The 13,294-nt window shown below is 56.7% G+C and carries 13 protein-coding genes; 4 read left to right on the plus strand and 9 right to left on the minus strand.

Features of this window, described 5'->3' with window-relative positions; translation table 11 throughout:
- Positions 1-8: 8 nt before the first annotated feature.
- On the minus strand, positions 9-380 hold the full coding sequence (locus RRU01S_RS12715; RefSeq protein WP_034854043.1) for a response regulator: 372 nt from the start codon (positions 378-380) through the stop codon (positions 9-11).
- 131 nt (positions 381-511) lie between these two features.
- On the opposite strand from RRU01S_RS12715, the gene RRU01S_RS12720 reads away from it, so the two are divergent.
- Positions 512-820: a DUF3572 domain-containing protein gene (locus RRU01S_RS12720; RefSeq protein ID WP_045230669.1), complete on the plus strand. Its 309-nt coding sequence runs from the start codon at positions 512-514 to the stop codon at positions 818-820.
- 3 nt (positions 821-823) lie between these two features.
- On the opposite strand, the gene RRU01S_RS12725 is transcribed toward RRU01S_RS12720, so the two are convergent.
- A complete protein-coding gene (locus tag RRU01S_RS12725; protein ID WP_045230670.1) occupies positions 824-1,099 on the minus strand; it encodes a BrnA antitoxin family protein in 276 nt (91 codons plus the stop codon).
- Positions 1,065-1,412 (minus strand): BrnT family toxin, encoded by a 348-nt coding sequence (locus RRU01S_RS25335; protein ID WP_244446084.1) that lies wholly within the window; start codon positions 1,410-1,412, stop codon positions 1,065-1,067. The genes RRU01S_RS12725 and RRU01S_RS25335 overlap by 35 nt, the downstream gene beginning before the upstream one ends.
- A 74-nt stretch (positions 1,413-1,486) precedes the next feature.
- Here RRU01S_RS25335 and RRU01S_RS12735 point away from each other — a divergent pair, with 74 nt between their 5' ends.
- The 3 genes from RRU01S_RS12735 to RRU01S_RS12745 all read left to right on the plus strand — a co-directional run bounded on the left by RRU01S_RS12735 (position 1,487) and on the right by RRU01S_RS12745 (position 4,560).
- Positions 1,487-2,773: a DNA polymerase IV gene (locus tag RRU01S_RS12735; RefSeq protein WP_045230672.1), complete on the plus strand. Its 1,287-nt coding sequence runs from the start codon at positions 1,487-1,489 to the stop codon at positions 2,771-2,773.
- Positions 2,774-2,918: 145 nt separating this feature from the next.
- Positions 2,919-4,151, plus strand: a complete 1,233-nt coding sequence (locus RRU01S_RS12740; protein ID WP_045230673.1) for a L,D-transpeptidase family protein — start codon at positions 2,919-2,921, stop codon at positions 4,149-4,151.
- A gap of 118 nt (positions 4,152-4,269) precedes the next feature.
- Positions 4,270-4,560, plus strand: coding sequence for a hypothetical protein (locus tag RRU01S_RS12745; RefSeq protein WP_045230674.1), 291 nt, complete (start codon positions 4,270-4,272; stop codon positions 4,558-4,560).
- A 39-nt stretch (positions 4,561-4,599) separates the two neighbouring features.
- Here the strand turns inward: RRU01S_RS12745 and dnaE are convergent, their stop codons facing one another.
- The 6 genes from dnaE to mce form a co-directional block, all read right to left on the minus strand.
- Complete coding sequence (gene dnaE / locus RRU01S_RS12750) at positions 4,600-8,094, minus strand: DNA polymerase III subunit alpha (RefSeq protein WP_045230675.1); 3,495 nt, start codon at positions 8,092-8,094, stop codon at positions 4,600-4,602.
- 411 nt (positions 8,095-8,505) lie between these two features.
- Positions 8,506-9,189: an ABC transporter ATP-binding protein gene (locus RRU01S_RS12755; protein WP_045230676.1), complete on the minus strand. Its 684-nt coding sequence runs from the start codon at positions 9,187-9,189 to the stop codon at positions 8,506-8,508.
- 15 nt (positions 9,190-9,204) lie between these two features.
- Positions 9,205-10,512, minus strand: a complete 1,308-nt coding sequence (locus RRU01S_RS12760; protein ID WP_045230677.1) for a lipoprotein-releasing ABC transporter permease subunit — start codon at positions 10,510-10,512, stop codon at positions 9,205-9,207.
- A gap of 20 nt (positions 10,513-10,532) precedes the next feature.
- The gene (proS, locus tag RRU01S_RS12765) at positions 10,533-11,855 is read right to left on the minus strand and encodes a proline--tRNA ligase (RefSeq protein WP_045230780.1); all 1,323 of its coding nucleotides are present in this window, start codon (positions 11,853-11,855) and stop codon (positions 10,533-10,535) included.
- Positions 11,856-12,518: 663 nt separating this feature from the next.
- Positions 12,519-12,788, minus strand: a complete 270-nt coding sequence (locus tag RRU01S_RS12770) for a DUF1467 family protein (protein ID WP_045230678.1) — start codon at positions 12,786-12,788, stop codon at positions 12,519-12,521.
- Positions 12,789-12,880: 92 nt separating this feature from the next.
- Positions 12,881-13,285, minus strand: coding sequence for a methylmalonyl-CoA epimerase (gene mce, locus RRU01S_RS12775; protein ID WP_045230679.1), 405 nt, complete (start codon positions 13,283-13,285; stop codon positions 12,881-12,883).
- Positions 13,286-13,294: the final 9 nt, after the last annotated feature.

Raw genomic sequence — 13,294 nt, forward strand, 5'->3', positions numbered from 1 at the left:
CCTTGCCTTTAAGCGTCGCCCAGATACGTCTTGATCGTTTCTATGAATTTCGGAACGGAAATCGGCTTGGAGACATAGGCCTCGCAACCGCCCTGGCGGATACGTTCCTCGTCGCCCTTCATGGCGAAGGCCGTGACCGCAATCACCGGTATGACATGCAGCTCATCATCCTCTTTCAACCATTTCGTGACTTCCAGCCCGGAAACCTCCGGCAACTGAATGTCCATCAAAATAAGATCGGGGCGATGTTTACGCGCAAGCTCAAGCGCTTCCATGCCATTGCGGGTCTGGATAGTGGTATATCCAGACGCCTCGATCAGATCGCGAAAGAGCTTCATATTCAGCTCGTTGTCTTCAACTATCATGACCTGTTTGGGCATGGGACGAGTCCTCGTTTCACTTTGAAACCTCTTCATTGACATATAGGGTGTCAGAGAACCGATTCCATTATCCCCCTAGGAACGGTACGGTAGCCGGATTTGGTTGAGAAATAGGTAACTTCAGTAAACAAATGTCGCACGGTGCAAAAAACGGTCACATCGGGTCTGCAGATGCTCATGAAACGGCGATCGCCATACTTGGCTGGCTTGCTGGCGAACCAGATATGCTGTCGCGCTTTCTGGCTCTCACCGGTCTTCAACCGAACATGCTGCGCCAGGCCGTCAACGATACAGGCTTTCTTGCCGGCCTGACCGACTTCCTGATGAGCCACGAGCCTGACCTGATGGCATTTTGCGAAGCGACCGGGCGGAAGCCCGAAGACGTGATCGCCGCATGGCACCACTATTCCGGACCGGGGTTGAGTTCCGGGGAATATTGATGATCAGGACCGTTGCGAACCGCGTTTCAAAACGGTTTGGGCATAGGATTCCAGCACAGAATTCATGCGGGTCTGATATCCCTTCCCCGTTGCCTTGTAGGCCTCGACAACGGATTTCTTCACCCGCAGCGTGATCTGCTGTGTGCGTTCCGGCTCAATATATTGGGCCTTTGCCCAGAAGGTGTCGTCAAGCTCTGGAATGTCGCTATAGTCGATCGCGTCATCGGGCAAGGCCGCAAGCTCTTCAAGGCTCAGCTCTTTTTCGTACTTCTTCGTCATAACGCCTCCTTTCACGGCGGTTGGCAATACGGGCTGAGATCATCCTCGTTTTGCCCGAGCGTTCCGTATGGATCACCGCCAGCACCACAACACCGTCGATCTCACCGATGGAATGATACCGGGTCTCTGCGTAATCAGCGCGATCATCGACCCAGGAGAGAACGGGACCTTCGAAAATCCGAATGGCGAGCGCAAAGCTGAGGCCGTGCTTTTCCACATTGCGTTTGTTCTTTTGTTCATCCCACTCGAACATGCTCATTCCTAGGGGAGCTACAATTGTAGCTACTTTATCAAAAAATACTATCTCTTTCACAATCCAAGATGCCCACTTGAGCGGAGAAAAGCAAAGGCATATAGTGAGGAGCGTTCTCTTTTTGTTTCCGAGCCATGGCCCCTCCAATTCTGAATTATGATCCCGGTTTTTGCCGTGACTGTCTGGCTGGCCAGCCGGAAGGCGTCAGGCGTTGCCGCAGGTGCGGCAGCCCGCGCGTCGTCCACCATTCCGAGCTTTACGATCTTCCGATTGCGCATATCGATTGCGACGCCTTTTATGCCTCCGTTGAAAAACGCGACAACCCTGAGCTTGCGGATAAGCCGCTGATCATCGGTGGCGGCAAGCGCGGGGTGGTGTCTACAGCCTGTTACATCGCCCGCATTCACGGCGTTCGCTCCGCCATGCCGATGTTCAAGGCCCTGGAGGCTTGCCCGCAGGCGGTGGTCATCAAGCCGGACATGGAGAAATATGTGAAGGTGGGGCGGGAAATCCGCGCCATGATGCAGGATTTGACGCCGCTGGTTCAGCCAATTTCCATCGATGAAGCGTTTCTCGATCTGTCCGGCACCGAGCGGCTGCACCACGACCCGCCTGCCCGCGTGCTGGCCAGCTTTGCACGGCGCGTGGAAAAGGAGATCGGTATCACCGTTTCGGTCGGGCTTTCCTATTGCAAGTTTCTGGCGAAGGTCGCGTCCGATCTGCAAAAGCCACGTGGCTTTTCGGTGATCGGCGAAAAGGAGGCTATGTCGTTTCTTGGCCCCCGCCCTGTCACCACCATCTGGGGCGTGGGCAAGGCCTTTGCCGCGACACTGGAGGCGGATGGCATCCGTATGATTTCACAGTTGCAGGAGATGGACGAAGGCGACTTGATGCGGAAGTATGGTTCGATGGGCCAGCGCTTGTTTCGCCTGTCGCGCGGCATCGATGATCGCGATGTGCACACCAATGATCCCGCCAAAAGCGTGTCTTCGGAAACTACGTTTTTCAATGACATTTCGCGGCACGAGGATCTCGTGTCGATCCTGCGGTCGCTCTCGGAAAAGGTGGCATGGCGGCTGAAGAAGAACGAGGTTGCCGGGCATACGGTCGTCTTGAAAATGAAGACTGCCGATTTCAAATCCCGTACCCGCAACAAGAGGCTGGAAGACCCGACGCAGCTGGCCGACAAGATTTTTCGCACCGGCATTTCGCTTCTGGAGAAGGAAACGGACGGCACGAAATTCCGCCTTGTCGGCATCGGTGTCACGGACCTGTGCGACCCCACCCTTGCCGATCCGCCCGACCTTGTCGACAAGCATGCCGGACGACGCGCAGCGGCAGAAGCTGCCATGGACAAGCTGCGCGATAAATTCGGCAAGGGCGCGGTCGAGACCGGCTACACGTTCGGCACAAAAAAATGATCCGCTGGCGCGGTCTTGATCAGCATTTAAAAGCTTCCTTAAATCCCAAGGGTTACTCTGACAGCTTGAACTGGACTGCCCGATCTTTGACGGCTCCTTTGCCTTCCATCCGTGAAGGCATGTTTTGTATCGCGTTGGAGTGAACATGATGTTGCGTGCGCTTTTGGGAGCCTGTCTCCTGTCGACTTCCGTTCTGGTACAGGTGGCCCTGGCCGGCGACGCCAAGAGCCTGCAAATCATCGTTTCCAAGAACGAGCAGACGCTGTCGCTTTATGAAGATGGCGCGCTGATCGCGACATCGAAGGTTTCCAGCGGCAAGCCGGGACATGACACGCCAAGCGGCATCTTTTCCATTCTGGACAAGCGCAAGTACCACGAATCCAACATCTATTCGGCCGCGCCCATGCCGTTCATGCAAAGGCTGACATGGTCCGGCATCGCGCTTCACGAAGGACACGTGCCGAACTATCCGGCATCGCATGGCTGTATTCGTCTACCGTCGAAATTTGCCAAGACGCTCTTTGGCATGACAGCGCGCGGCGTGCATGTCATCGTTGCCGATGAGGCACTCACGCCGCGCCGGATCGACCACCCTGTCCTTTTGCAGCCGCATGACAAGACGGATAACGGCCTCATGCTATCGGATGTCGAACTGCGCCCGGCGAGCTTCGATGCCTCGCTGAAGCTGGTGGAAGTCGCCGTCAATCAAACGACCAGCGCCGTGAAGACCAAGACCGCCGCAAAGAAGGACGGCGCGCCATTGCGCATTCTGATTACGCGGCGCGGCGAACGGGAAAAGATCATGGATGTGCAGCGTCTGCTGACCAGCATCGGCTTTGATGCCGGTGTGGCGGATGGCTATGCGGGGCAGATGACGGTCAGCGCCATCAATGGCTTCAAGCGCTGGAAAGACATGAAGACCAACGGTCCACTTGTGACGGACGCATTCGTCGATGCGCTCTATGCATCAACGGGTGCTGAGGCAGCGCCGAATGGCCAGTTGATGGTGCGGCAGGACTTCAAGCCACTGTTCGAGGCTCCCATCCACATCAAGAACCCCAACATCGCGCTCGGCACCCATTTCTTCGAAATGATCGATATCGATCATGATGGCAAAGCGGAGTGGAATGGGCTGACAATGGAAAACCATCTGCCAGCGGCTGCGCGCAGACGCCTGGGCATCGATACCGATGCGCCTGACGGTTCCAATCAGCTGAGTGCCGTGCTGGACCGTATCGATATTCCCGCAGAAATCAGGGAAAAGCTGGAAGCGGACTTGTCGACCGGCAGCTCCATCACCGTTGCCGATCTCAGCCATGGATTGGAAACCGGTGAGGGAACAGACTTCATCACGACTACCCGCGACAGACCGCTGTGAGTGTATTCGACATTCGATGACACAGGCGACGCGCCTGGTTCGACCTCGGAGCGATGCTGGAACCTGAGCGTCCGCAAGGGCGTTCAGGCTTCCACACCCTAAAGCTTGGAGCCGACCCATGAACATCACATATGTAGCCGCTGCTATCCTCGGACTGGCCTGCGTCTCTGCTGCGGAATCACCTCAGAATTACAGCGTCTATGCGGGACCTGACGTCACGAGCGACCCGATCCTCGTTCAGGTGTACGACCGGGCGTTGGCGACGTGCACTGCGGAAGCCAGCACACCGCCGCGTGGTACTGGCTACAACACGTCGCTCTATTACAACGCCGCTTTGCGCGCATGCCTGTCCCGGCACGGCTTTGTCGACCGCGGTCAGAATGCTTATCCAACCAACAGCCTGTTCTGATAGTGAATCCGCAAAAGCGGGCAAGCCTTTGATTTTGAATCAGATCAGCTCGACGTCAACAACGCCGTTTGCGGACCTGAACGCCGCCCCGATCTCCGGTGAAATGCGATATTTGCCGGGGAGCTCCACCTCGATCTCGCGCTGACCATCATCCTTGATGACGATGAAATACACCGATCCGTCACCCTTGTTGAGATGGTGAACCAGCGTTTTCAACGGCCCAGAATCGCGCACATAGACGCGCAGCGCCTTCTGCATCTGAACGGACTTTTCCTCAAGTGATTGCGCGGTCTGGATGCGAAGGCCGATGCCCTCGGGGCGTTCTTCCGCCTGAACGGTGATAACCAGGGATTTGCCGACCTCCAGCAATTCGCGATATTGGGCAAGACCTTCGGAAAACAGCACGGCCTCATATTGGCCCGATGCATCCGAGAATGTCACAATGCCCATCTTGTTGCCGGTTCTGGTCTTGCGCTCCTGCTTGCCAGTGACCGTGCCGGCCAGACGGCCAGCCGTTGCGCCCTGTTTCACAGCTGCGGTAAAATCGGAGATATTCTGGACGCGCAGCTTATCGAGAATGGCGCGGTAGGTATCGAGCGGGTGGGCGGTCAGATAAAAGCCGAGCACTTGATATTCCCGCAGCAGCTTTTCCGAGGCAAGCCATGGTTGAAAGGCGGGCAGGATCAGCTTCTCGGGGCCGGTCGCGGCACCTGAGCCGAACATATCGTGCTGGCCGGTGACGCGGCTTTCCTGTGCGCGCTGCGAATAGCCGATGATGCGGTCGAGCCCGCCCAGAAGTTCGGCGCGATCTCTGCCGAAGCAATCGAAGGCACCGGCGTTGATGAGGCTCTCCAGTACGCGGCGGTTGACCTGTTTCGGGTCGATCCGCAGGCAGAAATCCTCAAGGCTGGTGAAGGGTTTTTCGCCACGAACCTCAACGAGATGATCGACGGCACCCTCGCCTACGCCTTTCAGCGCGGCCAGCGAATAATAGATGCGGTTTTCGCCCGGTTCGAACCGGCGGGAGGATGTCTGCACCGAGGGTGCGACGATCTCTATGCCCATGCGGCCCGCATCCTGACGGAAATCGTTGAGCTTTTCGGTGTTGGCCATATCCAGTGTCATGGAGGCCGCGAGAAACTCCACCGGATAATGCGCTTTCATATAGGCCGTCTGATAAGACACGATGGCGTAGGCGGCGGCGTGGGATTTGTTGAAGCCGTAATTCGCGAACTTCGCCAAGAGATCGAAGATGGTGTTGGACTGCGCCTTCGAGACATCGTTGCGCATCGCGCCTTCGACGAAACGCTCGCGCTGCTGGTCCATTTCCTCCTTGATCTTCTTACCCATGGCGCGGCGCAGAAGATCGGCTTCGCCCAGAGAATAGCCTGACAAGACCTGGGCGATCTGCATCACCTGTTCCTGATAGACGATAACGCCTTGGGTCTCTTTCAGCAGGTGATCGATGGTCGGATGGATCGACTCGATCTCTTCCTCGCCATGCTTGCGGGCATTATAGACCGGAATGTTTTCCATCGGGCCTGGACGGTAGAGCGCGACCAGTGCGATGATATCCTCGATACAGTCGGGACGCATGCCGATCAGCGCCTTGCGCATGCCCGCACTTTCCACCTGGAACACGCCGATGGTTTCGCCGCGTGACAGCATCTCGTAGGTTTTTTCGTCTTCCAGCGGAATGGCCGCCAGATCAACGGTTACGCCACGCTTGGCAACGAAATCCACCGCCACTTTCAAAACGGTGAGCGTCTTCAGGCCGAGAAAGTCGAACTTGACGAGCCCGGCGCTTTCCACCCACTTCATGTTGAACTGGGTGACCGGCATGTCCGAGCGCGGATCGCGATACATCGGCACCAGCTTCGACAATGGACGATCGCCAATCACGATACCGGCGGCGTGGGTGGACGCGTGGCGGTAGAGGCCTTCGATCTTCTGGGCGATGTCGAGAAGCCGGGCAACGACAGGTTCCTTGTCCGCCTCTTCCTGAAACCGTGGTTCTTCTTCGATAGCCTTGGCCAGCGTTGTCGGGTTGGCCGGGTTGTTGGGAACCAGCTTGCAGATACGGTCGACCTGACCATAGGGCATCTCCAGCACGCGCCCCACGTCGCGCAGCGCGGCACGGGCTTGCAGCGAACCGAAGGTGATGATCTGCGCCACCTGCTCGCGGCCATATTTCTTCTGGACGTAGCGGATCACCTCTTCTCGGCGGTCCTGACAGAAGTCGATATCGAAGTCGGGCATCGATACGCGTTCCGGGTTGAGGAAGCGTTCGAACAGCAGCGAGAAGCGAAGCGGATCGACATCGGTGATGGTGAGCGCATAGGCCACTAGCGAACCCGCGCCCGAACCACGACCGGGGCCAACAGGGATATCCTGGTTCTTGGCCCATTTGATGAAGTCGGCAACGATGAGGAAGTAGCCGGGAAACTTCATGCGTTCGATGACGCCGAGTTCGAAATCCAGCCGTTCGCGGTATTCCTGCTCGGTATATCCCGGCGCCATGCCGAGCAATGCCAGTCGCTCATCCAGACCTTCGACGGCCTGGCGGCGCAACTCCGCACCTTCGGCACGGTCGGCTTCATCAGGGTCTTCGCTGGCACCAGTGAACCGCGGCAGGATCGGCCCGCGCTTCTTCAAGACGTAAGAGCAGCGCTGTGCGATTTCGACCGTATTTTCCAGCGCCTCTGGAATGTCGGCAAACAGCGCCATCATCTCGTCGCGGCTCTTGAGATAATGGTCGGGCGTCAAACGGAAGCGGGTATCATCGGACACGATGGCATTGTGGGCTACGGCCATGAGTGCATCATGGGCATCATAGTCGGCGCGCGATGGGAAGAAGGCCTCATTGGTGGCAACGAGCGGCAAGTCATGCTCGTAGGCCAGCGCCATCATGCGTCGTTCATGCGCGCGGTCAAAATTGCCCTGACGCTGCAGCTCGATATAGAGCCGGTCGCCAAAGAGTTGCTTCAGCGTCAAAAGCCGACGTGTTGCCAAGGCAACATGGCCTTCTTTCAACGCCATGTCGACCGGACCACCCGAGGCACCCGTCAGAACGATGAGGCCGGAATTGTCGGCTTCATCAAGCCAGGCCTTGGTGATGCAGACGGAATGCCCGGTGCCTTCACCATCCAGATAGGCGCGGCTGATGAGATCGACCAGTCGCTCGTAACCCTTGGTATCGGCGGCGAGCACCACGATGGATGGCAGTTTCGCCAAGTTGTTCTGCCCCCGCTTGTCATCGGAGGCATCTTGCATATCGATGGACATCTGGCAGCCGATGATAGGCTGCAAGCCTTCGTCACGCGCTTTCTCGGAAAACTCGAGCGCGATGAACAGGTTGTTGGTGTCGGTGATGGCGATCGCCGGCTGACTGTCTGAAACAGCCTTGGCCATGATCTTTTTCAAGGGCAGAGCGCCCTCGAGAAGGGAGTAGGCAGAATGCACCCGAAGGTGAACAAAGCCGGGCGTCGCGAGGTTTTTATCGGCCTTGTTGCCGCTTACAGAAATCTCGCCCATCTTATACAATCCCGCCATTCTGAGTCCGCGGGATTTTCGGATTTTCCGAAGGCAAAGTCCACTGCCTCAGGTCATCTTTACACGTCATTTCCGATGGAATGACGGTGACACATCACATGGAAGTGAGGATCACCGAGAAGCTTGTAACGAAAACGGCGATGGAAGCGAAGGCGGCGATGTCACGGATGATGTCGGTCATTTGTCTCTCCATACTTGTTATGTTCTAACTTTGTTCTCATTTCGTTTCGTTGTCAACGGCTTTTTTGTTACTCTCGTCTTGTCAACGCAGGCAGAGTCGTGGCGGTTCCGTCCTCGATTCGGGGCAAGCATTTGAGTCCAAAACGAAAAACCCCGCGCAACAGGTATTGCGCGGGGTTTCATGAAACGTCTCTCGCCTATGGGCGGTGCGAATTAGAACTCGACGATCTTGCCTTCGCTGAGCGTCACGCGGCGGTCCATGCGGCCCGCGAGTTCGTGGTTGTGGGTAGCGATGAGCGCTGCCAGACCGGATTGGCGAACGAGTGCCTCCAGCGCTCCGAAGACATAGGATGCCGTCTCTGGATCAAGGTTGCCGGTGGGCTCATCCGCCAGAAGCAGAAGCGGCGCGTTGGCAACCGCGCGGGCGATGGCGACGCGCTGCTGCTCACCACCGGATAGTTCCGACGGGCGGTGATCGCCGCGATGGCCAATGCGCATGTAGTCGAGAAGCGCGCTGGCACGCTCCTTGGCTTCGGAATGCGGCAACCCCGAAATGAGCTGCGGCATCATGATATTTTCGAGCGCGGTGAATTCCGGCAGCAAATGGTGGAACTGGTAGACGAAGCCGATGTCGCTGCGACGGATCAAAGTGCGCTGCTCGTCGGTGAGATCACCACAAGATCTTCCGTTGACGAAGACTTCGCCAGCATCCGGGTGTTCCAACAAGCCAGCCAGATGCAGCAGCGTGGATTTGCCAGTGCCGGAGGGTGCCACGAGCGCAACGATCTCGCCGCTTTTCAGCTCGAGATCGGCGTTCTTCAAAATGGACAGGCTGTGCTCGCCCTGCCCGTAAGTCCGTTCCACGCCCTTGAGCCGCAACGCTGTTTTCTGTGCCATGGTGTGATGCGGTCCTTATTCGTAACGCAGGGCCTGGACAGGATCGAGCTTGGAAGCCCGCCAAGCCGGAAAGATCGTTGCCAGGAAAGACAGGCCCAGCGCCATGATGACGACGGTCATGGTTTCGCTCAGCTGCATTTCCGCCGGAAGCTGGCTGAGGAAATAGAGCTGCGGATCGAACAACACGGTGCCTGAAATCCACGAGAAGAACTGGCGGATCGATTCCACATTGAGACAGACGAGAACGCCAAGGCCCACGCCCGCAAATGTACCGACGATGCCGATGGCGGCCCCTGTCATGAAGAAGATGCGCATGATGGAACCTGCGCTGGCCCCCATGGTGCGCAAAATGGCGATATCGCTGCCCTTGTCCTTCACCAGCATGATGAGGCCGGAAATGATGTTGAGCGCTGCTACCAGCACGATCAGCGTCAGGATCATGAACATGACGTTGCGCTCCACCTGAAGGGCGGAAAAGAACGTCTGGTTTCTCTGTCTCCAGTCGGTGATATAAATCTGGCGACCGGCAGCCGCTTCCACCAGAGGCCTGATACCATCGACATTATCCGGGTGAGTGACGAAGAGCTCAATGGACTGAACGATGCCTTCCGCATTGAAATAAAGCTGCGCTTCTGACAGCGGCATATAGATCATCGACGCGTCATATTCCGACATGCCGATCTCGAAAACGCCCGAAATAGTATAGGATTTGACGCGCGGGTTGACGCCCATTGGTGTCACGTCACCTTCCGGTGATATCAGTGTAATCTGGTCACCCGCCGTCACGCCAAGCTGGGACGCAAGGCGCGAGCCGACGAGAACACCCTGCCCCGACATATAGCCGACGAGATCGCCAACCTTGATATTGCCGGAGACTTCCTTGATCTTTTCGATGTCTTCGGAGCGCACGCCGCGCACAAGCGCCCCACTGCCCGCACCACCGCGACCGGAGGCCAACGTCTGGCCTTCGACCAAGGGCAGCGCCATGGTGACGCCGGGAACGGCGGCGAACTTCTTGGCGAGATCGTCATAGTCCTTCAACGGTGCGTCGATGGGCTGAACAATCATATGGCCATTGATGCCGAGAATGCGGGAAATCAACTCCGTGCGGAAACCGTTCATGACCGCCATGACGATGATGAGCGTCGCTACGCCCAGCATAATGCCAACAAAGGAAAAACCTGCGATGACGGAAATAAACGCTTCCTTGCGGCGCGAGCGCAGGTAGCGCCACGCCACCATGCGCTCGAAGGCCGAAAATGGTCGGGCGGCTTTGTCCTTTACGGATGGGCCTGCACCGTTATCAGCCTCGGCTTTTGCCATGTCGTCTCCCTGTCGGCTCTTCAGCCAAGCACTCTGTTCATTGCCGCTTCGACGGTCACGGTCTCGCGTGCGCCTGTCTTGCGATTCTTGACCTCAACCTCACCGGCAGCAACGCTGCGCGGGCCAACGATGATCTGCATCGGCACACCGATAAGGTCCGCCGTCGCAAATTTCTGGCCTGCGCGGTCGTCCGTGTCATCGTAGAGCACATCCTTGCCAGCGTTGGTCAGCGAGTAATACAGCTTTTCGCAAGCGGCATCACAGGCAGCATCGCCAGCCTTCATGTTGATGATGACGACATCGAATGGAGCAACCGATTCTGGCCAGATGATTCCGTTCTCGTCATGCGATGCTTCAATGATGGCGGGAACAAGGCGTGTGGGGCCAATGCCATAGGAACCCATGTGGACAAGGTGTTCCTTGCCATCGGGACCCTGCACCTTGGCACCCATCGGCTCGGAATATTTCGTGCCGAAATAGAAGATGTGACCGACTTCGATGCCGCGGGCCGAAAGGCGTTCGCCTTCGGGGATCGCGTTGAAAGCAGCTTCATCGTGCATTTCCGATGTGGCGGCGTAATCGGTCGTCCACTCGTTGAAAATCCCCTGGAGACCATCGACATCATCGAAGTTGGTATCGTCGGATGGAATGCCGCGATCGAGGAAGCGCTTGTGGCAGAACACTTCGGATTCGCCGGTGTCGGCCAGAATGATGAATTCGTGGCTGTGGTTGCCACCGATGGGGCCGGTATCGGCGCGCATGGGGATGGCACGCAGACCAAGGCGCGAGAAAGTGCGCAGGTACGCGGTGAACATCTTGTTATAGGAGTGGATCGCGTCTTCCTTGGTCAGATCGAAGGAATAGGCATCCTTCATCAGGAATTCGCGCGAGCGCATGGTGCCGAAACGGGGGCGAACCTCGTCACGGAACTTGAGCTGAATGTGGTAAAGGTTCAGCGGCAGGGTCTTGTAGGACTTCACATAGGACCGGAAGATGTCGGTGATCATCTCTTCATTGGTCGGTCCATAGAGCATCGCACGGTCCTGACGATCCTTGATGCGCAGCATTTCCTTGCCGTAGTCTTCGTAGCGACCGCTTTCCTGCCACAGGTCCGCGCTCTGGAGCGTCGGCATCAGAAGCTCGATGGCACCGGAACGGTCCTGCTCTTCGCGAACGATCTTGTTGACCTTGTCCAAGACGCGCTTGCCCAGCGGCAGCCAGGAGTAAATGCCCTGGCTCTGCTGACGGACCATGCCTGCACGCAACATAAGGCGGTGCGAGACGATTTCCGCTTCCTTGGGATTTTCCTTGAGGATGGGCAAAAAGTAACGGCTAAGGCGCATGGGTGTTTCCATTTTGTGACGACAGCCCGCATATGCGCGGGAATCGCCGGAATAACGGGATATTTGCGCCGTACATAGCGGTTTCCTCGCCAGAAGGAAACCCGCAGGACAAGGTGTCGCTGCGCTTGTCAACCGACATCCAATTCTGATTCCATCGGCGTGGTTGAATGCCGTGGAAAAACCACGAATGGGCCCCTCAAAACCTTGGTTCGGTTTACCTTCATGGCACTTTTGCGACAATTTTATGAGACAGCTTTCGCCCCTGAACGGTTACAGGAGGAATAATTTTGCCGTGCACGTGCGACATATCGCATCAAGAGGAATTTTTTGCCGACTGTAACAAAAATGCAAAAAATCTGATGACAAGGTTTAATCTTTGGGCTAGTTTCAGCTCACAAAAGAGGCAGGAAGTTTAAATTCTTGTCTATTTCGCGGTCAGTCTTGGGAGGATGAGATCTTAGGCGCGTTCATTCGCAGCCCCGGCAACGGTTACAGATCACGCGAAACTGAAAAACAAGGCTGAAACGCCTTGTTTTTTTTTGATTTTTTGAAACACACCCCAAATCAGCCAAAAATAATCAAGGCAAATTTATGGCTGTCAATGCGTCGCCTGTCTATCCATTGGCCTGATGACGGTTATACATGACAGCCAGATGACAGAAATCAGTCATAAACGGGGATAATGCGTGGCAGGTCGTCCATGGTAAAACCGAAATACCAGGTGACGCCATACCAAATGCCGCAAATGGCGAGCGAAATCAGTGTCGTCAGCAGCACGACCCTGCCGCCACGGAAACGCGTCGGCGCACTTGCAACCGTTCCAAGCGCAACGTCATCGTCTTCAGACTGCGTGCGCAAGCCAATCGGCAAGACGATGAACAGAACCGTCCACCAGATGATGAAAAAAACGGCGAAAGCCGAAAGCCACGGCATGAACGAAACCTCCCGTTACAAAGCGCTTTTTCCTCATCCTGTGCTCGTCACAGAGATGAGGAACACCATATAGACCCTTAACCCAGCCTACATCACACCTGTTCAAGCTCTATCAACGTGCCGAAAAAATCTTTCGGGTGAAGGAACAGAACCGGCTTGCCATGTGCGCCGATCTTCGGTTCCCCCTCGCCCAGCACGCGCGCGCCATCGGCCCTGAGGCGATCACGCGCAACGATGATATCTGCGACCTCGTAACAGATATGGTGCATGCCGCCGGACGGGTTCTTTTCGAGGAACGCCGCAATGGGAGAGTTTTCGCCCAACGGCGCCAGCAGCTCCACCTTAGTATTCGGCAGTTCCACGAAAACGACGGTCACGCCGTGCTCCGGCAGAGCCTGAGGCTGGGAAACAGCAGCGCCGAGCGTATCGCGGTATGCGGCGACTGCCGAGGCCAAATCCGGCACGGCAATCGCGATATGGTTGATACGACCCAGCATAACGTCCTC

This window comes from Agrobacterium rubi TR3 = NBRC 13261 (assembly GCF_000739935.1).
GTDB lineage: Bacteria > Pseudomonadota > Alphaproteobacteria > Rhizobiales > Rhizobiaceae > Agrobacterium > Agrobacterium rubi.

Bases quoted from the DNA above. Each gene is read 5' to 3' on its own strand.
- RRU01S_RS12715 (WP_034854043.1), bottom strand. From the start codon at position 380: ATGCCCAAACAGGTCATGATAGTTGAAGACAACGAGCTGAATATGAAG.
- RRU01S_RS12720 (WP_045230669.1), top strand. From the start codon at position 512: ATGTCGCACGGTGCAAAAAACGGTCACATCGGGTCTGCAGATGCTCAT.
- RRU01S_RS12725 (WP_045230670.1), bottom strand. From the start codon at position 1,099: ATGACGAAGAAGTACGAAAAAGAGCTGAGCCTTGAAGAGCTTGCGGCC.
- RRU01S_RS12735 (WP_045230672.1), top strand. From the start codon at position 1,487: ATGGCCCCTCCAATTCTGAATTATGATCCCGGTTTTTGCCGTGACTGT.
- RRU01S_RS12740 (WP_045230673.1), top strand. From the start codon at position 2,919: ATGATGTTGCGTGCGCTTTTGGGAGCCTGTCTCCTGTCGACTTCCGTT.
- RRU01S_RS12745 (WP_045230674.1), top strand. From the start codon at position 4,270: ATGAACATCACATATGTAGCCGCTGCTATCCTCGGACTGGCCTGCGTC.
- dnaE (WP_045230675.1), bottom strand. From the start codon at position 8,094: ATGGGCGAGATTTCTGTAAGCGGCAACAAGGCCGATAAAAACCTCGCG.
- RRU01S_RS12755 (WP_045230676.1), bottom strand. From the start codon at position 9,189: ATGGCACAGAAAACAGCGTTGCGGCTCAAGGGCGTGGAACGGACTTAC.
- RRU01S_RS12760 (WP_045230677.1), bottom strand. From the start codon at position 10,512: ATGGCAAAAGCCGAGGCTGATAACGGTGCAGGCCCATCCGTAAAGGAC.
- proS (WP_045230780.1), bottom strand. From the start codon at position 11,855: ATGCGCCTTAGCCGTTACTTTTTGCCCATCCTCAAGGAAAATCCCAAG.
- RRU01S_RS12770 (WP_045230678.1), bottom strand. From the start codon at position 12,788: ATGCCGTGGCTTTCGGCTTTCGCCGTTTTTTTCATCATCTGGTGGACG.
- mce (WP_045230679.1), bottom strand. From the start codon at position 13,285: ATGCTGGGTCGTATCAACCATATCGCGATTGCCGTGCCGGATTTGGCC.